This is a genomic window from Streptomyces roseirectus (genome assembly GCF_014489635.1).
In the GTDB taxonomy this organism is placed as follows: Bacteria; Actinomycetota; Actinomycetes; order Streptomycetales; family Streptomycetaceae; genus Streptomyces; species Streptomyces roseirectus.
In genome coordinates this window covers 8,979,012-9,004,373 of the sequence record NZ_CP060828.1, presented here as the reverse complement: position 1 = coordinate 9,004,373, position 25,362 = coordinate 8,979,012, and the positions used below count along the sequence as shown (strand labels likewise).

Sequence of the window (25,362 nt, the reverse complement as noted above, 5' to 3'; positions counted from 1 at the left end):
CGGCCGTGGCCGGCGTGGTGGCGCTGCTCGACGACGAGGACACCTCCGTGGAGCTGATCGCCGAGGTCACGCGGCTCGCGCCGGAGTTCGTGAACAGCACACTGACCCTGCTGACCCACGACGGCCTCATCAGGCACGGCCGGTTCGACGACCCGGCGGCCCGCTCCGCCGTGCTGGCCTCCCTGCACTCCGTCTGGTACCGCGTGCTGCGGTTGCGCGTGGCCGAGGCCCTTTACGAGCGGGGCGAGCCCGACGGTGTCGTCGCGGCGCATCTGCTGCGCGCCGGTGGCGGCGACGACACGGACTTACCGTGGGCCGCGGCGGTGCTGGAGCGCGCCGCCGAGGCCGCACTGGGCGAGGACGATCTCGAACTCGCCGTGGCATACCTGCGCCGGGCGCAGATGTTCCACCTGGACGCGGTGCCGAAATCCAGGCTACGGGCCAAACTCGCGGACACCGAGTGGTCCCGGAACCCGGAGCGCACGCTGCGTCACCTGCCCGAGCTGATGGACCGTGCCCGCCAGGGCGACATCGCCCCGCTCGGGCTGACGATGCTGGTCAAGCAGCTGCTCTGGCACGGCCGCACCGCCGAGGCGACCGAACTGACGGTCCGCTTGCGGTCCACGGCCGACGACGGCAGCGACTACCAGCGCTTCGCCATGTCCTGGATCGCCACCACCTACCCGGGCGTGATCCGCCCCGCGGGCCTGCCGTCGGCCGCCCCGCCGCTCGGCACCGCGGGCCGGATGGTGAGCGGCGCCCGCACGCTGGCCGAGGTGCTCACCCGCGGCGGGCACGACAGGGCCGTGACGGAGGCCGGACAACTGCTGGAGACGATCCACCCGCGGCTGCGCAACCGCACCGCGTTCGGTACGGCGCTGGTGGCGCTGGACGTGCTCACCTACAGCGACGAGCTGTCCCGCGCCACGGTGTGGTCGGGCCGGCTGCTGGAGGCGGTGGCGGCGTCCGAGTGCGCCACGCTCCGCGCCCTGCTCCAGTCGTCGGCGGCGCTGCTCGCGTTGCGGCGGGGCGAGCTGGCCACCGCCGCCGACCTGGCGGAACGGTCTTTCGAGGGGCTTTCGCCGGCGGGGTGGGGCGCGCTGATCGGCGCGCCGCTCAGCGTCCGGGTGGCGGCCGCCACGGCCGTCGGCGACCACACCGCCGCCGCCTACCACCTCGCCCAGCCCGTGCCGGACGCCCTGTTCGAGACCCGGTACGGCGTGCACTACCTCGCCGCGCGCGGCGGACATCTGCTCGCCGTGGGCCGCGCGGACGAGGCGCTGGCCGACTATCTGCTCTGCGGTGAGCTGATGGCCGCGTGGGGCATGGACGTGCCGGGGCTGGAGGCGTGGCGGCTGGGCGCGGCGCGGGCCTGGCTGCGGAAGGGCAACGTGACGGCGGCCCGCCGGCTGGTCGCCGACCAGCTGACCAGGCTCGGCAACAGCGACGCGCGCACCCGGGGCGCGGCGCTGCGGCAACTCGCCGCGGTGAGCCGGCCGGAGCAGCGCCGGCAGATCCTGCACGAGGCCATCGAGCTTCTGGAGCAGTGCGGTGACCGGTTGGAACTGGCCTACGCGATCGCCGATCTGAGCCTGGTCGAATCGCAGCTGCGCAGGCACCGCCGGTCCTGGGCGCTCCATCACAAAGCGGCGAAGCTGGCTCGGGACTGCGGGGCGACGGGGCTCTACGAGAAGTTGACGAGCACTCCGCGCACGGTCGTCCCCGCCCCGGTCGCGCATCCCGCCATGGCCACCCTCACGACCGGAGAACGACGCGTCGTCGCGCTCGCCGCACAGGACTACACCAATCCGGAAATCGCACGCAAACTGCACATCACCCGTAGCACGGTGGAACAGCATCTGACCCATGCTTATCGCAAACTCGGAATAAGCCGCCGCGATGAACTGCCGACCGAAATTACTGGGGTGGCGGATCTCGTATAGGGGTACGGAACACCGCACCCCGGATTGTAGTTTCGTCTGGCACGACACCAACCGACCGACAGACAAGCGGGAGACCGGCGGTGTCCACGGAACACGAGAACTCAGCACCGATGCACCTCTTGCTCGGCATGGTGTGGGGGAACACCATTTCCGCCGCGGTGACCGCCACGGCGAAGCTCAAAATCGCCGACCACATCACCGACGTACCACGGCCCTGCGAGGAGATAGCGGAGGCGGCCGGCACCGACCCGGCCGCCACCCGGCGACTGCTGCGGGCCCTGGTGTCGCTGAGCCTGCTGACCGAGAACAAACAGGACTGCTTCGCGCTGACCGAGGCGGGGGCACTGCTGCGGGACGACGCACCCGACTCCTACGGCCAGGCCGCGGCGGTCTTCGGCGACGAGGGCCTGTGGCAAGGCTCCCGGGGCATGACACACAGCGTGCGGACGGGTGCGCCGGCCTTCGACGCGTTCATGGGCACCGGACTCTTCGGCTACCTGGAGCGGCACCCCGAGGACCACGCCCGGTTCAACGCGGCGATGGGCCAGGCCAGCCGGACGCTGGTGCCCGCGCTGCTCGCGCACGTCGACTTCGGTTCGGCCACCGAAGTGGTCGACGTCGGCGGCGGTGACGGCACGCTGGTGGCGGCGGTACTGGGCCGTCACCCGCACCTGCGCGGCACGGTCTTCGACACCGCCCAGGGCGCCACCGAAGCGGAGCGGACCCTGCGGGCCGCGGGCGTCGCCGACCGGGCGAGCGTGCGGCACGGCGACTTCTTCGAAGAGGTGCCCGCCACCGGCGACCTCTATCTGCTCAAGAACATCCTGCACGACTGGGACGACGCGCACTGTGCGCGGATCGTGGCCCGCTGCCGGGCCGCGATGCGGCCCGGCAACCGGCTGATGATCATCGCTCCGGTGCTGCCCGACCGGGCCACTGCGGGCGCCGCCACCGCCTCGTACCTGAACGACCTCACGATGCTCGTCAACCTGGGCGGGCGCGAGCGCACCCGGGCCGAGTACCGGAGCCTGCTGTCGGACGGCGGCTTCACCGTCACCGGCTTCCAGGAACTCCCCGGGGCGGCCGGGTTCTTCGCCGTGCACGCCACCGCGGTCTGAACACCACTGGAGGGATCACCGATGTCCGATCCGACGGCCGTGGCGGACGATGTCGCGGCGGGCGCGGCGCGGTACGACGACCGCTTGCTGCGCAAGTACGACCGGCTGATACCCGCGAACACCCGCTGGGTGTGGGGCTGTCACCACGACGAGATCCTGCGCCGGTACCAGGCCGCGCTCGGCCCGCGCCACCTGGAGATCGGCGTCGGCTCCGGCCACTGCCCCGACCGGGCCGCCTTCCCGGTCCCGCGGCCGGAGCTGACCCTGCTCGACCTCAACGAGAACACGCTCAGGTTCAGCGCGCACCGGCTCGCCAGGTACGCGCCGCGGACCGTGCTGGCCAACGCGCTCGACCCGCTCGCGGACGCCGGCATCGAGGAGAACTCGGCCGACTCGGTCGGGCTGAACCTCGTGCTGCACTGCGTCCCGGGTGACCTGCCGGCCAAGCGCGGCGTGCTGGACAACGCCGCGTACGCGCTGCGTCCCGGTGGCAGGGCCGTCGGCTGCACGGTGCTCGGCCAGGGCGTCCCGCACCGGCCGCAGGCGCGGTACAAGCTCCGCCGGCTGAACCAGGACGGGATCTTCCACAACCAGCAGGACAGCCTGACCGACCTGGCCGGGCTCCTGTCGGAGATCTTCGCCGACTTCACCCTCGAGGTCCGCGGCTGCATGGCGCTGTTCAGCGGCACGGCCAAGTGACCACCGCCGACAGGAGAGGAACCACCATGGGCGACACGACCGGCCTGGACGCCCCCGCACTGATCCGCCTCGGCATGGGGTTCTGGGCGTCCAAAGTGCTCTTCTCGGCGGTCGAGCTGGGCGTCAGCACCGACCTGGCCGCACGCGGGCCGGCCCCGGCCGGCGAACTGGCGTCCCGTCTCGGCCTGCACGGCCGGGGCTCGCTGGACTTCCTCGACGCCCTGGTGGCCCTCGGGGTGCTGGCGCGCGAGGACGGCGTCTACGACAACACGCCGATCGCCGCGCTGCACCTGGACCGCGCCCGCCCGGACAGCTACCTCGGGCACTTCTTCGAGTTCGCCGGCACCGAGTGGTATCCCGCCTGGCAGACGCTCACGGACGCGCTGCGCACCGGCAAGCCGCAGAACAACGGCAAGGACTCCACCACCGACCCGTTCGAGGCGATCTACGACGACCCGGACCGGGTACGACGGTTCCAGCAGATGCAGTCGAGCATGTCGCTCGGGCCCACGCTCGCCCTGGCCGAGCGCTTCCCGTGGGCGCGGCACACCACCGTCGCCGACATCGGCTGCTCGGAAGGCGCCTTCCTGATCCGGCTGCTCGGACGCCACCCCCACCTCACCGCCGTCGGCTTCGATCTGCCGCAGGTCGGACCGCGGTTCACGGACGCGGTCGGCGCCGCCGGTCTCACCGACCGGATCGCGTTCACCGAGGGCGACTTCTTCACCGACCCGCTGCCCCGGGCGGACGTGCTGTCCTTCGGCCATGTCCTGCACGACTGGGACGTGCCCACCCGCCGGATGCTGCTGCGCAAGGCCCACGAGGCGCTGCCCACGGGCGGCACGGTGATCCTGCGGGAGGCGCTGATCGACGACGACCGCAGCGGCGACCCACTGCCGCTGCTGGTGAGCCTGCACATGCTCATCGAGACCCCGGGCGGCTCCGACTACACCGGCGCGGACGGCCGGCGCTGGCTTGCCGACGCCGGCTTCCACGACCTGCGGGTCGAGCACCTGGCCGGCTCGGTGTCCATGATCACCGGCCGGAAATGACCACTACCCGACAAGGACTGTTCGCCATCATGCACAGCGACTCCACGGACCGCGCGGTGATCGTCACCCCGGACGACCCTCGCTACCCGGACCTGACGTCCGGCACGAACCAGCGGTTCGTCGGCAAACCGGAAATGATCCGGCTGATCACCTCCACCGAGGACGCGGTGGCCGCCGTCCGCGACGCCTTCGCAGCCGGAAAGCGGGTCTCCCTGCGCAGCGGCGGCCACTGCGTCGAGGACTTCGTCTACAACCCCGAGGTCGAGGTGGTCCTGGACCTCTCACAACTGGACGAGATCGCGTTCGACGCGGACCGGCAGGCGTTCATGGTGTCGAGCGGCGCCCTGCTCCTCAACGTCTACGAACGGCTCTACCGGCACTGGGGCGTGACGATCCCCGGTGGTATCTGCTACTCCGTCGGCGTCGGCGGACACGTGTGCGGCGGCGGTTACGGCATGCTCTCCCGCACCCTCGGGCTGACCGTCGACCACCTGTACGCCGTCGAGGTCGTCCACGTCGCCGCGGACGGCGAGGTGGCCGCGGTCGTCGCCACCCGCGAGCCCGACGACCCGCACCGGGATCTGTGGTGGGCGCACACCGGTGGGGGCGGCGGCAACTTCGGTGTCGTCACGCGCTACTGGTTCCGGACACCGGGCCGCGGCGGCACCGACCCGTCGAAGCTGCTGGTGGCCCCGCCCAGCAGGGTGCTGCTCGGCCAGTGCGCCGTGCCCTGGGACCAGCTCACCGAGGCCGACTTCGACCGGCTCGTCGCCAACTACGGTGCCTGGAACGAGGCGAACAGCCGGCCGGGCTCACGCGGCGCGGAGCTGTCCAGCATCCTGGTGCTCAACCACCGCGCCAGCGGCCCCGTGGCCCTGCTCAGCCAGGTCGACGCCGCGCTGCCCGACGCGGCCGGGCTGCTGCGAGGATTCCTGTCCGACGTCTTCGAGGGCACCGCGCTCGCCGGTTCGCCCCAGGTGCTCGACGCCGTCGAGGAACTGGCGTGGCTCCAGGCCACCCGGCACGTGACCACCGTGATCGGCAACCAGCCGATCCCGTCCGTGCGAGGCATCACGAAGTCCGCGTACCTCCGCCGGGGTTTCACCTCCGACCAGCGGACCGCCCTGTACCGCAACCTGACCAGACCCGACACCCACAGCCCCGGCGCGATCGTCATGCTGATGCCGTTCGGCGGCCGGATCAACGCCGTGGGCTCCGACGAGACCGCCTCGGCGCAGCGCGACTCCGTGATGAAGATGCGCATCGAGAACTGGTGGGTCGACCCCCGCACCGACGACGCGAACATGGCCTGGGGCCGGGACATCTTCACCCAGCTGTTCGCGAGGACCGGCGGCGCGCCCGTCCCCGACGACTCCACCGACGGCTGCTACGTCAACTACGCCGACTCCGACATGCTCGACCCCCGGCTCAACCGGTCCGGTGTGCCGTGGTCGACCCTCTACTACAAGGACAACTACGACCGGCTCCGACGGGTGAAGACCCACTGGGACCCGCACAATTTCTTCCGCCACCGGATGAGCATCGAACCGTTGCCGCCGTCGCCAGGTGGTCAGTTCGGGGCGAGCAGGATTCCCTCGTAGGCGAGCCACTGGGCGAAGGCGTGGAGTCCGCGGGCCAGGCCGGTCGACGGGGTCCAGCCGGGAGGGCGTGGGTGGTCGGGTGGGGTGTGCCAACCGGGGTGGGATCGGGGGGCGGTCAGGATCGGGACGGGGCGGACGGCGTCGTGGACGGACCGGGCGAGGTCGGCTGCCGTGGACGGTTTGCCGGGGCCGGCGGTGAGGGTGTGGGTGTCCGGCCGGGTGTGGAGCACGGCGGCGATGGCGTCGGCCAGGTCGTGGACGTGGACGGCGTGCACCTCGGAGTCGGGGTCGCCCTCGACGGTGAGGGGATGGCTGCGCAGGGCGTCCCAGACCAGGCGGCCGATGGGGGTGAGGTGCGAGCAGCCGGGGCCGTAGACCTCGCCGACGTTCAGGGTGTACGGGGTGGGTGAGCCGTGCGGCCGGATGGTCAGCGAGGGGGCGGCGGAGCGGAGGGGGGTCAGGTCGATCACGGCGTCCGACGGTTCGTGCAGGTCGGCCAGGCGGCGGGCGAGGTGTTCGCCGAGGGGGGTGTCCGCGCCCCGCCATACGAGACCGCCGGGCCGGCGGGGGTGGGGACGGGGGCGTCGCCCAGCGACTTCGCGTCCGGCGTCGAGCGCGCGGCGCGCCACCTCGACGAGGGGTTCGCGGCGGCGTGCGATGTGCTCCTCGGTGGCGGTGTTGCTGATGCCGCCCGGCCCGATCGTCGCCAGAGCCTCGGCGTACGCGCCGGACGCCGAAGGCGGCGCCATGAGGCCGATGCGAGCCGCCTCGTACCCCATGGCCAGCGCCGTCAGCCACGTCCCTCGCACATCCGGCTCCGCCGGGCCACTGCCGGGTGGGCGCAGCAAGGCACGCGGCAGCCCGGCACCCTCGAGGTACTGCTCGGTGTCGAGGTGCAACCAGTGCTCGGGGCCGGGACCGGGTACGCGGACAGCACACTGCGCGACGCCGTGTTTGAAGAACGGCAGCACGGTCAGGCCGGTGAGGGTCCGTGCCTCGTCGCCGGGCAGGTCGTCCGGGAGGAAGCAGACCGAGCGGCGCGGGCCGCGGAAGGCGTTGCCGGAGATCGAGCCGCGGTCCTCGTGCTCGGTGAGGTTGGGGATCGCGACGTAGCGGGGCACGCCGTGGTCGCGCAGGTAGCGGTGCATCAGGATGTCGTCGGGCCAGCCGCCGAGCCGGGTGCGGCCGTAGGCGGCGAAGCCCTCGGCGTGGGCGCGGGGCAGCACGATGGCCACGCACGGGAAGTACTCGTTGACGGCGCCGGCCCAGCGCGCGCCCGCGAGGGCGCCCATCCTGACGGCGGCTCCGTTCCTGGAGTCCCAGAGGGCGAAGAGGGCGAGGGCCGCGTCCGGCCGGGCCTCGATCGCGGACCGCACCCTCTCGTAGAAGGATTCGGACAACACCATGTCGTCCTGGATGACGAGTTGATGTGTGGCGCCGTCCTCGACGGCCGACCACGCGGCGAGCGCGGTGCGCAGAACCGACGGAGTGCCGGTGGGATCGGGGTCCATGACGACCCGTAAGAGGCCGTCGGGCGCGCTCAGGGCCAGCTTCTCGGCCGCCTCGCGGCGTCGGGGATGGGTCATGACCACCGCGCTCAGCCGCTGCCGCGCCATTCATCCTCCTCGCCCCGACGTGCTCCGAGCCGTCCCGGACGGCGTCGGGCACCCGTGTCCGCCAGCCGGTTTTGGACAGTACGGGTGGTGGTGTAGCCCCGCAAGAGTGCCGAAATGGCCCTCTGGCAGGCCGGTGAGGGGTCCGTGGATGCTGAGGGCCGGCGCGCCAGGGCCCGTACACCGCGTTCCTCTCCCCCCGGACCAGGAAAGAGGCAGCCATGCCCGTGCCACCTCACGCGACCGCCGCCACCGCCCGGACCACCACGACCGGCCCACCCGCCACGGACGCCCCCACCCCCGTCGAGACCGAGGCCGAGCCCACCGAGGACAGCGTCCACACCCGGTTGGACAAACTCCGCGGCACCCGCGTCGTCGTCACCGGCGGCGCCGGCCTCGTCGGCAGCAGACTCGTCGCGCTGCTGCACGCCACCGGCGCCACCGTCACCGTCCTGGACCGTATGGACGCCTACCCCGAGTCCGGTCACGAGACCTTCGGGGTGGCCCGCGCCGGCGCCCGGCTGGTCGTCGGCGACGTCCGCGACGCCGGGACCGTCGGACCGCTGCTGCGTAACGCGGACTTCGTCGTCCACGCCGCCGCCTACGCGGACGTCGCCGCCTGCACCCGGCGCCCCGACCTCGCGTTCCGTTCCAACGTCGAGGGCACCCAGGTGGTCCTCGAACAGACGGCCCGCTTCCCGGTGCGAAGACTCGTGCTGGTGTCCTCGGCGTCCGTGTACGGGGACGGGCTGCCCGGCGTCGAGGGGCCGCAGGCGTTCCACGAGGACCAGCCGCTGTTCCCGATGTCCGTGTACGCCAACTCGAAGCTGTGGGCGGAGCACCAGACCCGGCTGATGCTGGGCGCGTCCGCGCGGACGGAGTACGCGGTGGTGCGCTACTTCTCCGTGTACGGCGAGCCGCAGATCCCCAAGCCGGACAGCCACTCGTGGATGGTGCCCTGGCTGTCGCTCCAGGCGCGTCTTGGCCGGCCGATGCGGCTCAACGGCGGCGGGGTCCAGGTCCGTGACCTGGTGCACGTCGACGACATCGCCGAGGCGACCGCGCTCGCGCTGACGGAGGAGCGGATGGCGGGGCGGACGGTCAACGTCGGCACCGGCCGGCCGACGTCGGTCCGCGAGGTGGCCGATCTGATCGCCCCGTACTTCCCGGGCGCGCGCAGAATCGTCACTCCACGCCCCGAGGGGGACCCGCTGGGCGGGTACGCCGCCACCGAGCGCTGCCGCGACCTGCTGCGCTGGCAGGCCCGGATCCCGGTCGAGAAGGGCGTCGAACGGTACGTGCGGTGGCTCCTGGAGACGCCGGACGCCACGCCCCGCTGGTTCGCCCGGCAGACGCACGGGGCGTGACAGGCTGCGCGCCGAAGGGCCCCGCGGGGCCGGACCACGGCGAGGGTGAGACGTACGCGATGGGTTACGCCGGTTCCTACATCTGGTCGCTGCGGCAGCGGGTCGGCTCCCGCAAACTCCTCGTGCCCGGGGCGCAGGTGCTGCTGCTGGACGGCTCGGGGCGCGGCCTCTTCCAGCAGCGCGCCGACTCGGGCGTGTGGGAGCTGCCGGCCGGGGCCTGCGAGGAGGACGGCGACTTCGCCGACGCCGCCGCGCGCGAACTCCTTGAGGAGACGGGGCTGCGGGTGGCGCGCGAGGACCTGGAGGCGTTCGCCTCGCTCTCCGACCCGGGCGTGCACACCCTGACGTACCCGAACGGCGACGTCACCCACTGCTTCGCCCTGTGCTTCGTCGCCCGGCGCTGGACCGGCACCCTCGCCCCCGGCGCCGACGAGGTCCGCCAGGCCCGCTTCGCCCCGCTCGCCACCCCGCCCCACCCCCTGCACCCGCCGACGGCGGTGGTGCTGTCCCTGTTCGAGAGGTTCCGCGCGGAAGGAAGGTTCCAAGCACGGTGAACGCCATAGATCCGGTACGTGCGGTGGTGCCCTGTCGGGCGTGTCTGTCCGGTGAGGATCTGGACTGGCTCGGCGGGGGTCGCTCGGTGAGTCTCGCGTTGGGGCTGATGACGACCGTGGAGGTGGTGGCGGAGCCCGCTTCCGGCGGAGAAGGCGGCGGTTGGGAGGAGGAGGTGTGGGCGTTCCTGCGGGCGCGGGTGCCCGCGCTGGACGAGGGTCCGCCGGCCGTCACGGTGCGCAGTGAGGCGCCCGCCGCGAGCGGTCTGTCGTCGTCGACGGCGCGGATCGTGGCGCTGTTCCGGGCGTTCACGGACGCCGCGGTGCAGGGGCGGCGGGTTTCTGACGCCACGTTGACGCGGTGGGCGTACGAGTTCGAGTTCGCCGTGTTCCACGGGGGCGGCATGGATCATCTGGCGGTCGTGCAGGGCGGGGCGCTGCTGTTGGAGGGGCGTGAGACGGGGCTGCCCGTCGTCCGGGAGCGGCTGGAGTTTCCCGGCGAGTGGGCGGTGGTCGTCGTGGACTCGGGGACGCGCAAGGACACCGGGCACCACATCCGGGACGTGCGGGCGCAGCTCGCGGCCGGGGATCCGGTGCTGGCGGCCTATCGGGCCGCGGCCGACGAGGTGTCGGGGCGGGTGTGGGAGGCGCTGCGCGGCCGGGATCTGGCGGCGCTCGGGGCGGCGATGGCGGACGGGCACGCGGCCATGCGGGACCACCAGCGGATGTCGACGCCGCTCCTGGAGGAGCTGCGGGAGGTCGCGTTGCGCGAGGCCGGTCTGCCGCTGAAGCTCAGCGGAGCGGGCGGGGGCGGTTCGCTGGTCGGGGTGTGCGCGGCGGCCCAGGTGCGGGAGACGGTGGCGCGGCTGGCGCGGGCGCTGGGCGTGTCGCATCCGGCGGCCCGGGTGATCCCGACCACGGCGGCGTCCGGCGTCAGGAGGGAGCCGGTGCCGGTGGTGGAGGTCAGATGAAGGGGTCGTAGTCCTCGGTGAGCGGCCTCGCGCCGGCTCCCTCGCCGATGTGCTCCAGCTCCAGGTTGGTGCGGTGGCGCGCGCAGTGGAACCGGCAGTCCCGGCTCGGGTCGACGATGCCTCGGTCGGACGTGCGCCAGATGGTGGCGAGGTCGTCGGTGACGGCGTCGCCGATCCGGGCGAGCGGGTTGCCGCGGTGGTAGGAGCACACGTACACGCCGGACGGGGTGACGAGGGTGCGCAGTTCGGTGACCCGGCAGCGGTGGTACGCCTTGGGCTGGACGGGTCCGGTGTGGCCGCGCAGCGCGGTGAGGGTGGAGGAGTTCACCAGGTGGAAGCGGTCGCTCTGCAGGCGGGCGGCCTCGGCGAGCTGCCGGTCGACGGAGTCGAGGGTGGCGCGGGGCACCTGGACGATGTGGTGGTCGTCGTCGAACATCGCCTTGGTCTCGAAGTAGTCGCAGCCGATGTCGTGGGCGAGTTCGGCGGCGCGCAGCACTTCGTGGTGGTTGGTGACGGTGGTGCCGTCGGGTTCCTCGCGGGACATGACGAGGAAGGAGTAGCCGAGGGCGCCGGTCTTCTCGGCGGCGAGCAGCCGCATGTTCGCGATGACCTTGTCGAAGACGCTGTGGCCCTTGCGGTCGGGGCGGAACCTGCCGTAGGTCCCGGCGGTGCCGGCGTCGACGGAGACGCGGACCCAGGACGCGTACCGGGCGAGTTCGGCGAGGTTCTGCCGGATCATCGTCCCATTGGTGACGACGCCGACGGCCAGGCCCGCCTCGCCGAGGATGCGTAAGACGCCGCGGGTGCCGCGGTGGGCGAGGGGTTCCCCGCCGCCGATGAGGACGACGGCCCGCACGGACAGGTCGACGAGTTCCCGGGCGAGGGCGGCCAGCCGGTCGGGCGTGAAGCGGCCCTGGTTGAGGAGGCGTCCGCTGATGCACTCGGGGCAGGCGAGGTCGCAGAAGGTGGTGGGGTCGAGGTCCACGACGAGCGGGGCGCCGGTGGGCGAGCCGGAGGCGGCTTCGAGGATCCGGGGCCAGCCGGAGGGCTGGTAGAGCTTGGCGACGAGGTCGAGGCGGTCGTACGTCACGGGGCTCTCCTGTGGGTGGTGGGCGGTGGCTCGCGCCGGTGGCGGTCAGCCCTTGACCGCTCCGACGGCGAGCCCCGCGGCGATCTTGCGGTGGACGGCCAGGAAGAACACGACGACGGGCAGCGCGGTCAGGGTGGCGCCGGCCATCAGGCCGCCGTAGTCGGTGCCGAAGCTGGTCTGGAAGGAGACCAGCCAGATGCTGAGGGTCTGCTTCTCCGGGGTGGAGAGCAGGACGTAGACGAGGACGTACTCGTTCCACGCCTGCACCATCGCGAAGACGGAGGTGGCGACGAGCCCGGGGCCGAGCAGCGGCAGGACGACGCGGACGAACGCGCCGAGCCGCCCGCAGCCGTCGACCATCGCCGCCTCCTCCAGCTCGACGGGGATCGCCGCGATGAAGCCCTGCAGCATCCACACGGCGAACGGCAGCGTGAAGACGAGATAGACGATGATCACGCCGACGAGGCTGTCGGTGAGGCCGGCGTCGTTGAGGAGCAGGTAGACGGGGATGACGAGGGCGGCGAGCGGGATCATCTGCACGGTCAGGATGACGACGACGAACGCCTTGCGCCCGGCGAACCGGAAGCGGGCGAGGGCGAACGCGGCGAGCGTGCCGACCAGCAGCGAGACGGCGACGGTGCCCAGGCCGATGACGGCGCTGGAGCGGGCGTTGGCCCAGAACGTCTCGGTGCCCATGGCGCGGGTGAAGTTCGCGAGGGTGGGGTCGCTCGGCCAGAACTCGGGCGGCAGGCTGAGGATGTCGGTGGCCGGCCGGAACGCGGTGAGGACCATCCAGTAGACGGGGAAGCCGAGGACGGCGGCGACGAGGAGGCCGAGGGCGTCGAGGCGCCGGCCACGTCGTTTCGGGGGCCTCATTCCACCTCCCCGAGCCGGAACATCTGCCGCAGGTACACCACGGCCCCGCCGAGCAGCAGGACGATGGTGACCAGGGCGATCGCGGCGCCGGTGCTGTAGCGGTTGACGGCGAACGACTCGATGAACGAGTACACGCCGAGCAGGTAGTACTCGCGTTCGGGCTGGCCGCCGCGCATGAGCCAGATCTGGTTGAAGACACCGAAGTCCCAGATCGCCATCAGGGTGGTGACCGTCACGAAGACGGGTTTGACGGCGGGAAAGGTGACGTACCGGAAGACCTGCGCGGGCCGGGCCCCGTCGATGCGGGCGGCCTCCTCCAGTTCGGGCGGGATCTGGGTGAGCGCCGCGTGCAGGCTGACCGCGGCGAACGGCAGGGCGCCCCAGACGACGACGGCGGTGATGACGGCGAAGCCCTGCCAGGGGTCGGTGAACCAGTTGTGCCGGGCGAGGTCGACGCCGGGCAGCCGGCTGAGCAGCCAGTTGACGACGCCGTAGTCGGCGTCGAAGAGCCAGCGGAAGACGGCCGCCGCGACCATCACCGGCATGGCCCACACGGCGACGAGCACCGCGGCGATGACCGCCCGCACCCAGGGCGAGGTGCCCCGCATCAGCAGGGCGACGAGCAGGCCGCAGGCCATGGTGAGGGTCACGCAGACGGCGGTGAACGCGGCGGTGCGGGCGACGACCGTCCAGAAGAACCCGTCGCTGAGAATCGTGCGGAACTGTTCGAGCCCCGCCCAGGGCGGCTGTTCGCCGCTGAACAGCTCCTTGCGGGTCATGTCCTGGAACGACAGGGTCACCATGTCGGCCAGGGGGTAGCCGAGGACGGCCAGGAGGGCGAGGAAGCTGGGGGCGATCAGCAGGTACGGCAGCAGGGGGCGGCGCCGGCGCGCGCCCGGATCACCGCTCATTGATCACTGCGTCGATCCTGCGGTCCGCCTCGCGGGCGGCCTCCTCGACGGACGCCTTGCCGGTGGCGATGCGTTCCAGCGTCTCGGGCAGGATGTTGGACTTCTCCACCGAGGTCCAGCCGGGGGCGAGGGGGGTGACCCAGCCGCGGGCGGCGGCCTGGGCGGCCGGTCCGTTGTCGCCGTCCGTGGCGACGTCGGCGAGCTGGACGGTGTTGTTGGGGAGGGTGTCGGCGGCGATGAGCTGCTGCTGCGACGTGCGGTCGGTGAAGACGCGGATCCAGTCGGCGGCCAGTTCCTGGCGGTCCGATTTCACCGGGACGGCCAGGGTGGACCCGCCGAGGAAGGGCGGGAGCGGTTCGCCGGACGGTCCGGGGAAGGCGAAGGTGGCGAACTTGTCCTTGAGGCGTGGATCGCCGCCGGACCTGGCGTCGGCGGCGGCGCCCGCCTCCCAGGTGTTGCCGTAGAAGACGCCGACCTTGCCCTGTCCGACGACGGCCGGCTGGTCGCCGTTGTCCTTCGCCCGGTCGCCGACGTAGTAGTCGTCGATGAGTTTCTTCCAGGTGGTGAGCCCGGCGACGGATTTCGGTGAGGAGAGCGCGCCCTGCCAGCGGCCGTCCTTCTCGACCGCGAGTTCGCCGCCGGCGTCCTTGACGAAGGCCATGGCGGCGGACCAGTAGCGGCCGGGGAGGTAGAGGGCGGAGAAGCCGGGGTCTTCGGGTGCGTAGCGGGCCTTGAGCCGGTCGAGGGCGGAGATCAGCTCCGGGTAGGTGCGGGGGGCGCGGGTGAGGCCGGCGTCCTGGAAGTAGTCGGTGCGGTAGATGCCGACGCGGGCTCCGGCGTAGTAGGGCACGCAGTAGGTCCGGCCGTCGAGGCGGCAGGCGTCGGCGAGGGCGGGCAGCCACTGCCCGGACCGGTCGAAGGTCTTCGGGTCCAGGGGGGCGAAGGCGCCGTTGACGAGGTAGTTGGTGGTCTCGCTGTTGCCCATCTCGACGACGTCGGGCACCTTGCGGCCGGCGAGGACGGCGTCGAGCTTCTGGTTCTTCGTCGTCCACTGCTGGTACTGGACGTCGACCTTGACGCCGGGGTGCGCCCGTGTGAAGCGGCTGTTGGCGGAGGCGACCAGCTCGGGCCAGCTCTCGCGGGCGTCCACGGTCAGCCACACCGTCAGCTTTCCGCCGCCGCCCGTCTGTCCGCCCGGCCCGTCGTCCGTACCCGAGCCGCAACCGGCCACGGCGAGCAGGAGGGCGCCCAGGAGAGCGGAACGGCGTGGCAGGCGCGGTCTCATGGGTTCCTCCGAGTGGGACGCGGCGGGGTGGACGGGCCTTCGGGGACGGTCAAGTCCTTACCCCGCCGGTCGCGGATCCGCGCCGATGCGCGAGGTTTCGGCCGGAAGACGCCGGTTCGTGTCACCCGCAAGGGTGAACGCTCCCGGCCCGGCCTGCGCCGTTGCCGCCGGGGGCGGCGGTGGTGGGGCCGCGCACTGGCCACCCTGGCGCAAACCACCTGGTTAGCGGCCAAGTCGCTCTTGACGGTGACGGGTTTCCGACCGCAGGTTGACCCCTGCGGTACTCCACGTCCCCCATCGAAGGGTTTGTACGTGACCGAGCAGAGGACGGCTCCCGCACACGACAGCTCCGCCCCCCACTCCCCCGCCGCCGAGCGGCCCGTGCGGGTCAACGCGTGGAACGGCTGGGACCCGCTGCGGCATGTGATCGTCGGCCGGGCCGAGGGCACGGTGGTGCAGGCGCCCGAGCACGCGGTGCGCCGGGACTATCCCGACGACGGCTTCCCGCTGGGCACCTACGGCCCGATGCCGGCGGACATGGTGGCCGAGGCCGACCAGCAGCTCGACGACTTCGCGGACCTGCTGCGCCGGCGCGGCATCCGCGTCGACCGCCCGACGCCCGTGGACTTCACGCGATCCGTCTCCACCCCGGAGTGGACGCACGAGTCGATGTTCGGCTGCATGCCGCCGCGTGACCTGCTGCTCACCGTCGGCAACGAAGTCCTCGAAGCGACCATGTCGTACCGCAGCCGCTGGTTCGAATACCTCTGCTACCGGCCGGTGCTCCAGCGGCTCTTCGAGGCCGACCCCCGGATGCGCTGGGAGGCCGCGCCGAAGCCGAGACTGACGGACGCCTCGTACAAGGCGGGGTTCTGGGACACCTACAACGACCTGCCCACCGAGACCCAGCTGGCCCGGGTCCGCGACTACGACCTGGTGCTCACCGAGGCGGAGCCCCTGTTCGACGCGGCGGACGTCGCCCGGTTCGGCAAGGACCTCTTCGTCCAGTTGTCGTTCGTGACCAACCGCGGCGGCTACGACTGGCTGCGCCGCCACTTCCCGGACCACCGGGTGCACGCGGTGACCTCCACCAACACCCATCCGCTGCACATCGACGCCACCTGGGTGCCGCTGCGTCCCGGCCTGGTCCTGCACTGCGGCGAACGACTCGCGGACGCCGAGCTGATGGAGTTCTTCCAGCTGAACGACTGGGAGATCGTCGAGGCCGTGCAGCCCGCGAGCTGGGACCACCCGCCCAAGCTGTCGTTCTGCAGTCCCTGGCTCGCCGGGAACATGCTGAACCTCGACGCGAACACGCTGTGCGTGGAGGAGAAGGAGGTGCGCCTCGCCGAACAGCTCTCCTCCTACGGCTTCGAGATCGTGCCGGTGCCGTTCCGCGCGGTGGGCCCGTTCGGCGGCGGCCTGCACTGCGCGACCGTCGACATCGAACGCGACGGCACCCTGGAGGACTACTTCCCGCGCCGGTACGGCCGGTTCTAGGCGGTGGTGCCGGACGGGGTCGAGGCGGTCGTCCTCGACTTCTACGGGACGCTAGTGCGGATGGTCGAGCCGTTGCCGCCGGACCATCAGGGGGTGTTCGCGCGCCGGGGGCTCGCCGCCCAGGGCCTGCGGTGGGGCGACCAGTGGTCGGTCGGCCCCGCCGAGGGCGAGGAGCACACGGCGCACTCGGCCGACGAGAGAGCGTACGTGGCCTGGGAGCACGAGCGGCTGCGGCGCAGGGCGCGGTCCTGCGGGGTGCCGGAGGAGGCGCTGGACGCGCTCGTCGCGGACCTCGACCGGGCGATGAAGGCGGTGCGGCTCGCGCTCTTCGCGGACGCCCGGGAGTCGCTGGCGGCGCTGCGCCGGCGCGGGCTGCTCGTCGGGGTGTGCTCCAACTGGTTCTGGGACCTGGAGGACCGCCTCACCGAGGTGGGCCTCGGTGACGTGGTCGACGTGGTGGTGGGGTCCGCGCGGACGGGGGCGCGCAAGCCGCATCCGCTGATCTACCGCGCGGTGCTCGACCGGTGCGGCCTGGGCGCGTCACGGGTGCTGTTCGTCGGCGACATGTGGGTGCCCGACGTGCTCGGTCCGCTGGCGGCGGGCATGCGGGCGGTGCACCTGTGGCGCCCGGACCGGGCCGTGGACGGGATCGCGCCGCCCCTGCCTCGGGGGGCGGCGCGGATCGCCGGGCTGCGGGAACTTATCGGCGGCGACGGCCCAGACGGTCGAGGAGGTTGCGGGTGACCCGGACGACGGCCGGGTCCTGTTCACGGCCGCAGACCACGGGCCAGTCGGTGGTGCCGGCGGTGAAGACGGTGCCGCCGACGGGGCCCGGCGCGGTGTGCAGGCCCATGGTGGCGGCGCGGGGGCTGGTGATGCCCGGTTCACGCACCACCGTGTTCCAGTGCCCCCACCGGGGGTGGTGGAAATCCTCGTGCACCGGTTCGAGGACGTGAATTCCGAGGATGAGGAAATCGTCCGGGGTTCCGTCCTCGCCGGTGGCCCAGGCTATTCCGGTGTCGTCGAGAGCATAGGCGGCGCCGTCGCACTCGTACCCGATGAGAGGAGTTCCCGCACCGAGCCGGTCCGGCGTTTCTCCGCCGCTTCCGTCGCGTAATCCGGTGCCCTCGTATATCCAGTGGTCCGCGTGCTGGACGGTGTATCCGGTGCGAGGGCGGTCGCCGGGCCATTCGGTGGCCGCCCACATTCCGCCGTTCCGGAAACTCACTCCGGTGAGGGAATTCTCGGGATTTCCCACGCCGTCGGGTGCGGGCGTCCACCATTGGTCGGCGGCGGGCAGGTGCGGGTGTTCCTCGCCGACGTGGTGGTCCGTGTCGGAGACGAACGCGGTGTCGCCGTCCGTGAGGTGCACGCGCCACCAGCAGGTGTTGGCGCTGAGGAACATGATGTTCCCGCCGGCGCGGACGAACGCCCGCGCGTGCTCGCGCATCCGCTCGCTCCAGTACTCGTCGTGGCCGACGCTGAGCAGCAGGTCGTAGGAGGCGAGCAGGGCGGGGTCCTCGTGCAGGTCGAGGTCGGTGGCGTACTCGACGCGGTAGCCGTGCCGCTCCAGCCAGCCGATGAACGGGGCGTCCCAGTAGGCGAGGTCGATCACTCCGCCGGGCCGGTGGAAGCTGACCTTGTGACCTCGGGGTTCACCCGCCCCGCCGGGCCGGTGGACGGGGTGGTCGTAGAGGCTGGCGGCACGCTCCGGGCCGGGGCCGTCGGCGCGGTTGTAGGCGTGCCGGGTGAAGGTGGACTTCTTGTAGAGGACGCGGGAGCGGCTGCCGGGGACGCGGGGGCGCACGACGAAGAACTCCCGCGCGGGCCCTTCGAGGTGCGCGAGGTCCAGGGGCGGCGGGGCCATGTTCTCGTCGCACTCCACGAATTCGACCAGGTGGATTCCCGGCGTCCACCCGTCCGGGACGGGAAGGGTGAGCGGTGGCCAGTCCCAGTCGTCGCAGGGCGAGGCACGGCCGGGTGTGCCGTCGGGATGCGCGGGCGCCGGGTGAAGGGTTCCCGGGAATTCGCCGCTCTCCCCGACAAGATCCAGCGTGTCGCCGAGCCGGTAGAAACGGAGCCGGAATCCGGGCGCGTCGGTCGATATGTGCAAGGTCAACTCGCCGCCCAGGGTGACACTTTCCCGTCCCGCATATCCTTCGATCATGCCGTTCACGCTAGGCAGTCACCGGTGTGTCCGGCAACGGCGCCGCCAACCGGCCATTCGGAACCCTTTTTCGGCCGCCGGGACGGGATTCCGTATTCCGGGCCACCCCGGTGGGTAGTGCGGAATCCGACAGTGACGGCGTGACATCGGTGAGGGGTTCGCATGAGCGGTGAATTCCGCGTACGGGAACTGGTGCTGGGAATCCAGGGGCTGGCGCTCCTGCGCAACGCCGTGGACGGCGACGAGACCTTCGTCCGGGAGCGCGTCGCGGACATCCGGCGTTTCGCGCTCGCCGAGCCGGGCGAGGAGAAACTGCCGGACGGCGGCGCCGCCGTCAGCGAACTCGACGCCGCGCAGGGGTACGCGGCCTGGTCGGCGGTGTACGACTCGCTGCCCAGCTCGTACATCGAGGTGGAGGAACCGGTCGTCGCCCAGATCCTCGACGGCATCGCGCCCGGGGTCGCCCTCGACGCCGCCTGCGGCACCGGGCGCCAGACCCGGGCGCTCCTCGGGCGCGGGCACCGTGTCATCGGCGTGGACCAGTCCCCGCAGATGCTGGACAAGGCCCGCGCGCACGCCCCGCGGGCCGAGCTGCGCGCCGGGCACCTGGAGCGGCTGCCGCTCGACGACGACAGCGTCGACCTGGCGATCTGCTCGCTGGCCATGACCCATCTGCCCGACCTCACCCCGGGCGTCGCGGAGTTGGCGCGGGTGGTGCGGCCGGGCGGGCGGATCGTCGTCACGGACATGCACCCGTTCGTGATCGCCCTCCAGGGGCAGTGCCACTTCGTCAGCGGCTCCGAGCTGGCCTTCGTCCGCAACCACGTCCATCTGCCGAGCAGCTATCTCGCGGCGTTCCACGCGGCGGGGCTGCGGGTGCGGGCCTGCCACGAGCCGCTGTTCAACGGGCGTCTCGCGCCCGGCGGTTACGAGGAGGTCATCGCGGACGCGGCCCGCGCCGCCTGGGACGGCCTGCCGATCGTCGTCGTCTGGGACGTCGAGGTCCCCGCCGAACCCGGGGAGCGCTGATGGCCCTGGCCCTGGTCCGGCACTCGGAGCGGCCCGGCCTGTGGGACCGCGTCCCCGAGCGGTTCGCCGGCGTGGTCCCCGAGTACAACCTGCACGGCGACATCAACGGCGACTACTGGAACCGGCTGTTCACGGATTTCCCGGAGTTCCAGTTCCTCCTGTACGACGACGAACGCGACGTGATCGCCGGCGCGGGCCGCTCCCTGCCCCGCACCTGGGACGGCACCGCACCGGACCTGGGCCCCGGCCTCGACGACTCGATCGCGCGGGCCTTCGCCGACCGCGACGCCGGCCGCGCACCGGGCGCGCTCGTCGCCCTCGGCATCGAGGTGGCCGAGGACCACCAGGGCCGGGGCCTGTCGAAGGTGCTGCTGGACGCGATGACAGGCACCGCCCGCCGCGCCGGGCTCGGCGCGGTCCTGGTCCCGGTGCGGCCCACCTGGAAGGACCGCTACGCCCTGACGCCGATCGACCGGTACACGGCGTGGACCCGCGACGACGGGACCCCGTTCGACCCGTGGATCCGCACGCAGGTCGGTGCGGGCGGCGCGGTCGCGGCGGCCTCCGCGCACTCCTCGCGGATCACGGGGACGGTCGCCGAGTGGGAGGAGTGGACGGGCCTCGCGTTCCCGGAGGACGGGGAGTACGTGTTCCCCGGCGGCCTCGCGCCGCTGCGGGTGGACCGCTCTCTCGACCGGGGGGCGTACTGGGAGCCGGCGGTGTGGATCGTCCACAAGGTCTAGTTCGCGGGGTCGGTACGCGGGTGTCGGTTCACGGGAGTTGTCCGCCCGCTCGGACCGCGCTCCAGGCCAGCTCCTTCATCGCGTGGACCTCGTCCGGTCCCGCCTCGGGGCGGCGTTCGGGCGGGAGTCCGGCGGGGCCCGCGGTGGTGACGGCGGAGTCCCGCAACCGGTCGAGGGCGTCGGCGGGCACATCGTCCGGGGCCCCGCCGAGACGGCGGGCCGCATGGGCGGCCTGCCGGCCGAGCAGCAGGCAGTGAGTCCACAGTTCCTCGGCGAAGGGCCTGCCGAACGTGCGGGCGACCTCCGCCGCGAGGGGCTGCGGCAGGTGCGCGTCCTTGGCGGTGTCGACCAGTTCCTCCGTCAGCCCCGTGTCCGGCAGGGCCTCGCGCCAGCGCAGGTGGCCGCGTCCGCCGTCAGGGCGCAGCTCCTGGCCGGCCAGCCGGATGTAGCCCTCCCCGTAGCGCATGTACGGGACCCACCCCGGGTCCTCCAGGACACGGCCCCGCGCGAGCAGCGGCGCGGCGTCGGCGGCCGAGGTCGGGCACACGGCGAGCCGGATGCCCTGCGTGGCGTGGCCGTTGATGCTGCTGGTGCCGATGTGCTCGACGATGTTCGGCACGGCGAGCAGGCCCATCCGCCCCTGGCCCCGGCCCCGGAAGAACACGGAGAACAGTTCGTCGTCGTGGCGTTCGTCGCTGTCGCGGGCGAAGTCGCGGAACGCGACGGCGGTCTCGGCCGGCAGGCACACGGCCAGCGAGGGCGTGAACTCGTCGGGGACGGCCCGCACCCAGGCGGCACCGGCCAGCGCCGCGAGACGGGAGGCCGCGCCGTTGCGGGCGTGCCAGTTGGTGTAGAAGACCAGTGCCTCGTCGGGGAAGCGGTCGGCTGCCCGCGCGACGATCTCCACCAGTTCGGCGGGCGCGTCGATGTCGTCCTGCACGACCAGGTGATGACCGGCCCCCTTCCCCGCCGACGACCAGGCGACCAGGGCGGTGCGCAGGGCGGAGGGCGGGCCCTCCGGATCCGGGTCGAGAGCCAGACGGTCGAGCCGCAGCCGGGCCATCAGGTCCTTCGCCTGGTCGAGGCGCACGGGGTGCGTCATGACGGCCGAACTCACACGCCGATCCGTCACCCGGGACTCCGTTCCTCGACGTTCCTCGACGGGGCTGCTCGTCGGCCATCGTCCCAGAGCACACCCCAACTCACCTCGCGGTAAAGGGAGTTTGGCCGAATCAACGCCCGTGCCGACCCCACCGGGACCGGCCGAGCGCGTCACCGTCGTCGACGTACCGCACGGCACGCTGCTGCCGGCGCCCCGCCACCCCCTCGCCGGCCCCCTCCCTGTCCCTCCGGCCCGGCATCAGCAGAACGACACTGACGAGCCAACAGAACCCGGCCACCGCATCGACGTACACGAGCATGGCAAACGGCAACGAGGTGAACCCATGCACCGCCGCCACCGCAAGCCCACAAACGCCCGCCGCGGCGACGACCAGGACATACCGCGAAGACCGCTGCACCGGCTGCACCTCTCGTCCGCCCCCTCCTGCGAGAAGTGAACGGCAGACCCCCGCACCCGGTGACGGCCCCTTCCGGCCAGACTCCGCTCCCCCTGCGGCCGAGGGCTCTCAACCGGCGTGGCTGAGACGCCCCGCCGGTACCGTCTCCCGCATACGGCCCGCCCGCCGGACGAGGCCATGGGCGCCGACGGCAAGCGCCCAGACCAGGAGGGGAAGGGCGGCGACCCGTTCCATGCCTCCCATGCCCAGGCCGAGGTAGTGGTGGGAGAGGAACAGTCCGAAGGCCGTGAGCGCGGTGACTCCCAGCAGGCTGGTGCCCCACCGCAGGGTGGCCGGCAGGTGTTCCGCCAGGCCGGACCCCGCCACGACGAGGCCGATGTTGCCCGCCGCCATGACGAAGAGGGCACCCAGGATGTGCAGGTTCTCGTCGGCGTCCGCCGGTGCCAGCCCGGCCAGCACGAATCCCACGCCGGCAGCGGCGAGCAGCATCCGCGCCACGGCAGCGGCCCGTCCCCGGCGCCAAAGGGCACTACCGGTCAGGGCGGCACCGACGACGAGCAGCGCTCCCAGCGCGACGAACGAGACATTCATCAGGCCGTGCTCGGGGGAACAGATGTACCGCGGCTCAGGATCCGGCTGCACAGCGCAGTGCACGTTGCCCAGGTCGCTGATGTTGTTCCGCGCCCAGCTGTACGGCCTGGCCCACGCCGACTCGACGATCAGGTGGATGACGAAGAACTGCACCACGCCGACGATCCATGCCGAGTACCCGATCCGGACTCTCACCTGTCCACCTTTCACCACACGAATGACGTGGGAACAGATGATCATGCGGCGCCGGCCCCAAGCACTCCGACAAGCCCCCTGGAAAGGGTGGGGCAGACCCCCTACCGCGGTCGGGGAACAGGAGTCCGCGGAACGCGTGTCATCACAAGTAGCGCCGCCGTGTGGACGTGCTCCACGCGCTCCAACCGGTGGCACTGCCGCAGGGCCACCTCGTCGAACCGGGCCCGGGTGATGGTGCCGCGCGGATCGACCACCGTGACCGGTCTGGAGCTGATGACCGCCCCGCACCTCGTCACCGGATGCGACGGGTGTTTTGCGCTCCGAGCACAACTCCGGCTCGTTGGGCAAGGATCCGCCTCCGCCGTGGTGCGGTAGTCGCCGGTGTCGTCCAGAGGCAGCGCGATCCGCCCGGCCGGTGCCGGGGCCGCACCGCCGTCGGCGGCGCGCGGGAGCCGGGCCGTGTCCGCCAGGTGCCCGGGTCCGTGAACCGGGCAAGGACCTCGTCCATCGGCGCGACCAGCCGCAGCAGCGTGCCCGGGTCGGCGCCGGTGAGCGCGGCGCCCAGTTCGAACGCGGCCCACCCATGGGCCCGCCGGCCGTCGATCGGGGCCCCGCCGAGGGTCCGCTCGACCTGCCCGAGGTCCACCTGGCCCCGTCCGCGAGCCGTGGCTCAGCCGGGGTCCCGCCCGCGAGGGCCTGCTCCCCCTCGTTCCGGCCGGAGCGGGCCGGACGCGTCATCAGACGCACAGCATCCGGTGTGGGCGGCGGCCTCGCACGCTGATCAGCGGGTAGGCGCTGACGGCGAAGGACGGATTCTCCAACAGCGTGTCGAAGCGGGCCAGTTCGTCGGGTGAGATGCCCTCGTCGGACGTCAGACGGTCGGTGGTCTGGGCGACGTTGTGGCGGTGCAGGGAGATCTCGGTGCCCCCGCCGTGCCACTCCTCCGTGTGTTCCGACTCCGTGAGATCCGTCAGGCCGACCTTGGCCATCGCTCCGCGTGCGTGCCGTCCCCAGCCGAGGTCGGTTCCGGCCCCGGCGAGGAGGCGCATCACCGCCCCGTGGACCTTCTCGAAGAGCGGTCCCGCGCCGCCACCCGGGTCGCTGAGGACGCGCACAGGCGTGCAGTCGAAGTCCTCCAGCACCAGCCACCCACCGGGACGCAGGGCCGTCACGAGCCGGTTCAACACCTGGTGCCGGTCCGGGAGATGCATCAGCACCAGCCGGGCGTGGACAAGGTCGTAGGCGCCCTCGGGGAGCGGGTCGCGGACGATGTCGTGCCGCATCAGACGCACCTGGTCCGGCCGCTCGCCCCGGACGGCCCAGCGCAGATCCAGATCGGTGACGGTCACCTCGCCGCCCGGCCCCACCCGCTCCCCCAGCCAACTCCCCAGCGAGCCACCGCCCCCGCCGACCTCCAGGCAGCGCCAGCCGGCGGCGAGACCGGTGAGTTCCAGTTGTCGCCGCGAGACGGCGTCGTAGGCCGCCTCCAGGGCGGCGAAACGATCAGCCCCCTGCGGGGCCGAGTTGTCGAAGAGGTACGGGGACACGGGCAACTCCGTCACGGGGGGGGATTCTCGGTACTGACAGCTCGTCCGAAGCCCGCCGGGCCCTGCTGCCTGGCCTGCTCCGGCGCTGTCGGGGGGTGTCATCGAGGCGAAGACGACGAGCGCGGAGCGGAGCCTAGGCCGGGACCTCATGACGGTCGGCGCGCACACGCGACCCGTGCGACGGACCCACCGAGGAGGAGCAATAGGCAGAGAGAGCGATAAGAGGAGAAGCGGCGTGACACGCTGTCGGCCGGCTGGCGGTCGTCCGTCGGGGAGGGTCGGTCCGATGTCGACGGTCTGTAAGCGGGTCCTGACACCGTCTCGGCGACGGCCGCCGGAGATCACTCGGGGTCCTGATCCCGGTCACGGTCTACGAGGCCGGCTCCTCCCCGGCCGCACCCGCGCAGGGCGGGATGCTCGACATCCACGACCACAACGGGCAGCTCGCCCTCGAGTCCGCCGGTCTCATGGACGAGTTCCGCGCGATCGTCCTCGAAGGCCGCCAGGCGATGCGGCTCGTCGAACACGACGGCACCCTCCGATGGGGGCACAAGGTGATCGGCACCCGTGCCCTCGGCGAGGGCCGCATGAGGTCCGGTTCGCCGACGGCACCGCCGCCGTGACAAGTCTGCTGGTCGGCGCGGACGGCTCCTGGTCACGGGTGCGTCCCCAGCTCTCCGACGCCACACCCGAGTACACCGGCACCTCGTTCGTCGAGACGTACCTGTTCGACGCCGACACCCGGCACGCCGGCGCGTCACGCGTGGTCGGCGACGGGTCGATGCTCGCGCCCTCGCCGGGCAAGGAGATCTCCGCTCACCGGGAGAACGGTGCCACGCTGCACGCCTACGTCGCACTGTCCAGACCGGAGGACTGGTTCGCCACCGTCGACTTCTCCGCCCCCTCCGCCGCGACCGCGCGCATCGCGCGGGAGCTCGACGGCTGGGCCCCGGAACTCACCGCGACGGTCAGCGCCAGGGGCGCGACGACGAC

The 25,362-nt window shown here is 72.3% G+C and carries 22 protein-coding genes and 1 pseudogene; 13 read left to right on the top strand and 10 right to left on the bottom strand.

The genetic code is table 11. The features are described 5' to 3' along the window. Positions 1–5: 5 nt before the first annotated feature. The 5 genes from IAG44_RS38900 (at position 6) to IAG44_RS38880 (ending at position 6,413) form a co-directional block, all read left to right on the top strand. Positions 6–1,943, top strand: coding sequence for a helix-turn-helix transcriptional regulator (locus tag IAG44_RS38900; RefSeq protein ID WP_187751757.1), 1,938 nt, complete (start codon positions 6–8; stop codon positions 1,941–1,943). Positions 1,944–2,053: 110 nt separating this feature from the next. Beyond that, on the top strand, positions 2,054–3,061 hold the full coding sequence (locus IAG44_RS38895) for a methyltransferase (RefSeq protein WP_187751756.1): 1,008 nt from the start codon (positions 2,054–2,056) through the stop codon (positions 3,059–3,061). 21 nt (positions 3,062–3,082) lie between these two features. Beyond that, the gene (locus IAG44_RS38890; RefSeq protein ID WP_187751755.1) at positions 3,083–3,760 is read left to right on the top strand and encodes a class I SAM-dependent methyltransferase; all 678 of its coding nucleotides are present in this window, start codon (positions 3,083–3,085) and stop codon (positions 3,758–3,760) included. A gap of 26 nt (positions 3,761–3,786) precedes the next feature. Further along, the gene (locus IAG44_RS38885) at positions 3,787–4,812 is read left to right on the top strand and encodes a methyltransferase (protein WP_187751754.1); all 1,026 of its coding nucleotides are present in this window, start codon (positions 3,787–3,789) and stop codon (positions 4,810–4,812) included. Continuing rightward, positions 4,809–6,413, top strand: a complete 1,605-nt coding sequence (locus IAG44_RS38880; RefSeq protein ID WP_187751753.1) for an FAD-binding oxidoreductase — start codon at positions 4,809–4,811, stop codon at positions 6,411–6,413. Before IAG44_RS38885 ends, IAG44_RS38880 begins: the two co-directional genes overlap by 4 nt. Here IAG44_RS38880 and IAG44_RS38875 read toward each other — a convergent pair. Next, a complete protein-coding gene (locus IAG44_RS38875; protein ID WP_187751752.1) occupies positions 6,383–8,029 on the bottom strand; it encodes an NAD(P)-dependent oxidoreductase in 1,647 nt (548 codons plus the stop codon). The two genes, IAG44_RS38880 and IAG44_RS38875, sit on opposite strands and share 31 nt — an antisense overlap. A 218-nt stretch (positions 8,030–8,247) precedes the next feature. On the opposite strand from IAG44_RS38875, the gene IAG44_RS38870 reads away from it, so the two are divergent. From IAG44_RS38870 to IAG44_RS38860, 3 genes are read left to right on the top strand one after another with little or no spacing between them, the layout of a single operon-like run. Continuing rightward, positions 8,248–9,393 (top strand): NAD-dependent epimerase/dehydratase family protein, encoded by a 1,146-nt coding sequence (locus IAG44_RS38870; protein ID WP_187751751.1) that lies wholly within the window; start codon positions 8,248–8,250, stop codon positions 9,391–9,393. Further along, on the top strand, positions 9,390–9,947 hold the full coding sequence (locus IAG44_RS38865; protein ID WP_246562418.1) for an NUDIX domain-containing protein: 558 nt from the start codon (positions 9,390–9,392) through the stop codon (positions 9,945–9,947). Before IAG44_RS38870 ends, IAG44_RS38865 begins: the two co-directional genes overlap by 4 nt. After that, the gene (locus tag IAG44_RS38860; RefSeq protein WP_246562417.1) at positions 9,944–10,915 is read left to right on the top strand and encodes a mevalonate kinase family protein; all 972 of its coding nucleotides are present in this window, start codon (positions 9,944–9,946) and stop codon (positions 10,913–10,915) included. Before IAG44_RS38865 ends, IAG44_RS38860 begins: the two co-directional genes overlap by 4 nt. Here the strand turns inward: IAG44_RS38860 and IAG44_RS38855 are convergent. The 4 genes from IAG44_RS38855 to IAG44_RS38840 are packed head-to-tail and all read right to left on the bottom strand — an operon-like array spanning position 10,908 to position 15,077. Beyond that, positions 10,908–12,005 (bottom strand): radical SAM protein, encoded by a 1,098-nt coding sequence (locus tag IAG44_RS38855; protein WP_187751750.1) that lies wholly within the window; start codon positions 12,003–12,005, stop codon positions 10,908–10,910. The genes IAG44_RS38860 and IAG44_RS38855 overlap by 8 nt on opposite strands. A 45-nt stretch (positions 12,006–12,050) precedes the next feature. Further along, positions 12,051–12,881: a carbohydrate ABC transporter permease gene (locus IAG44_RS38850; RefSeq protein WP_187751749.1), complete on the bottom strand. Its 831-nt coding sequence runs from the start codon at positions 12,879–12,881 to the stop codon at positions 12,051–12,053. Then, positions 12,878–13,792, bottom strand: coding sequence for a carbohydrate ABC transporter permease (locus IAG44_RS38845; protein WP_187751748.1), 915 nt, complete (start codon positions 13,790–13,792; stop codon positions 12,878–12,880). The genes IAG44_RS38850 and IAG44_RS38845 overlap by 4 nt, the downstream gene beginning before the upstream one ends. Beyond that, a complete protein-coding gene (locus IAG44_RS38840; protein ID WP_187751747.1) occupies positions 13,782–15,077 on the bottom strand; it encodes an extracellular solute-binding protein in 1,296 nt (431 codons plus the stop codon). Before IAG44_RS38840 ends, IAG44_RS38845 begins: the two co-directional genes overlap by 11 nt. A gap of 312 nt (positions 15,078–15,389) precedes the next feature. Here IAG44_RS38840 and IAG44_RS38835 point away from each other — a divergent pair, with 312 nt between their 5' ends. Beyond that, positions 15,390–16,577: a serine/threonine protein kinase gene (locus IAG44_RS38835; RefSeq protein WP_246562416.1), complete on the top strand. Its 1,188-nt coding sequence runs from the start codon at positions 15,390–15,392 to the stop codon at positions 16,575–16,577. Positions 16,578–16,583: 6 nt separating this feature from the next. After that, positions 16,584–17,321, top strand: a complete 738-nt coding sequence (locus IAG44_RS38830) for an HAD family hydrolase (protein ID WP_246562415.1) — start codon at positions 16,584–16,586, stop codon at positions 17,319–17,321. Here IAG44_RS38830 and IAG44_RS38825 read toward each other — a convergent pair. Continuing rightward, positions 17,278–18,744 carry a N,N-dimethylformamidase beta subunit family domain-containing protein gene (locus IAG44_RS38825; protein ID WP_187751746.1) on the bottom strand — a complete coding sequence of 489 codons (1,467 nt, stop codon included), beginning with the start codon at positions 18,742–18,744 and terminating at the stop codon, positions 17,278–17,280. The two genes, IAG44_RS38830 and IAG44_RS38825, sit on opposite strands and share 44 nt — an antisense overlap. A 162-nt stretch (positions 18,745–18,906) precedes the next feature. Here IAG44_RS38825 and IAG44_RS38820 point away from each other — a divergent pair, with 162 nt between their 5' ends. Next, positions 18,907–19,773, top strand: coding sequence for a class I SAM-dependent methyltransferase (locus IAG44_RS38820; protein WP_187751745.1), 867 nt, complete (start codon positions 18,907–18,909; stop codon positions 19,771–19,773). Beyond that, positions 19,773–20,516: an N-acetyltransferase gene (locus IAG44_RS38815; RefSeq protein WP_187751744.1), complete on the top strand. Its 744-nt coding sequence runs from the start codon at positions 19,773–19,775 to the stop codon at positions 20,514–20,516. The genes IAG44_RS38820 and IAG44_RS38815 overlap by 1 nt, the downstream gene beginning before the upstream one ends. 28 nt (positions 20,517–20,544) lie before the next feature. Here the strand turns inward: IAG44_RS38815 and IAG44_RS38810 are convergent, their stop codons facing one another. The 4 genes from IAG44_RS38810 to IAG44_RS38795 form a co-directional block, all read right to left on the bottom strand. Next, positions 20,545–21,648 (bottom strand): hypothetical protein, encoded by a 1,104-nt coding sequence (locus IAG44_RS38810; protein WP_246562414.1) that lies wholly within the window; start codon positions 21,646–21,648, stop codon positions 20,545–20,547. 496 nt (positions 21,649–22,144) lie between these two features. Further along, positions 22,145–22,822, bottom strand: a complete 678-nt coding sequence (locus IAG44_RS38805; RefSeq protein ID WP_187751743.1) for a DUF998 domain-containing protein — start codon at positions 22,820–22,822, stop codon at positions 22,145–22,147. Between the two features lie 292 nt (positions 22,823–23,114). Beyond that, positions 23,115–23,468: a hypothetical protein gene (locus IAG44_RS38800; protein ID WP_187751742.1), complete on the bottom strand. Its 354-nt coding sequence runs from the start codon at positions 23,466–23,468 to the stop codon at positions 23,115–23,117. Between the two features lie 91 nt (positions 23,469–23,559). Then, positions 23,560–24,384, bottom strand: a complete 825-nt coding sequence (locus IAG44_RS38795) for a class I SAM-dependent methyltransferase (protein WP_246562413.1) — start codon at positions 24,382–24,384, stop codon at positions 23,560–23,562. A 341-nt stretch (positions 24,385–24,725) separates the two neighbouring features. Between IAG44_RS38795 and IAG44_RS38790 the strand changes: the two are divergent. Continuing rightward, positions 24,726–25,342 (top strand): annotated as a pseudogene (locus IAG44_RS38790) (FAD-dependent oxidoreductase); the annotation flags it as partial. Positions 25,343–25,362: the final 20 nt, after the last annotated feature.

Coding starts and splice junctions, on each gene's coding strand:
- IAG44_RS38885 (WP_187751754.1), top strand. CDS start 3,787: ATGGGCGACACGACCGGCCTGGACGCCCCCGCACTGATCCGCCTCGGC.
- IAG44_RS38845 (WP_187751748.1), bottom strand. CDS start 13,792: ATGAGCGGTGATCCGGGCGCGCGCCGGCGCCGCCCCCTGCTGCCGTAC.
- IAG44_RS38850 (WP_187751749.1), bottom strand. CDS start 12,881: ATGAGGCCCCCGAAACGACGTGGCCGGCGCCTCGACGCCCTCGGCCTC.
- IAG44_RS38840 (WP_187751747.1), bottom strand. CDS start 15,077: ATGAGACCGCGCCTGCCACGCCGTTCCGCTCTCCTGGGCGCCCTCCTG.
- IAG44_RS38820 (WP_187751745.1), top strand. CDS start 18,907: ATGAGCGGTGAATTCCGCGTACGGGAACTGGTGCTGGGAATCCAGGGG.
- IAG44_RS38890 (WP_187751755.1), top strand. CDS start 3,083: ATGTCCGATCCGACGGCCGTGGCGGACGATGTCGCGGCGGGCGCGGCG.
- IAG44_RS38825 (WP_187751746.1), bottom strand. CDS start 18,744: ATGATCGAAGGATATGCGGGACGGGAAAGTGTCACCCTGGGCGGCGAG.
- IAG44_RS38815 (WP_187751744.1), top strand. CDS start 19,773: ATGGCCCTGGCCCTGGTCCGGCACTCGGAGCGGCCCGGCCTGTGGGAC.
- IAG44_RS38875 (WP_187751752.1), bottom strand. CDS start 8,029: ATGGCGCGGCAGCGGCTGAGCGCGGTGGTCATGACCCATCCCCGACGC.
- IAG44_RS38895 (WP_187751756.1), top strand. CDS start 2,054: ATGCACCTCTTGCTCGGCATGGTGTGGGGGAACACCATTTCCGCCGCG.
- IAG44_RS38880 (WP_187751753.1), top strand. CDS start 4,809: ATGACCACTACCCGACAAGGACTGTTCGCCATCATGCACAGCGACTCC.
- IAG44_RS38870 (WP_187751751.1), top strand. CDS start 8,248: ATGCCCGTGCCACCTCACGCGACCGCCGCCACCGCCCGGACCACCACG.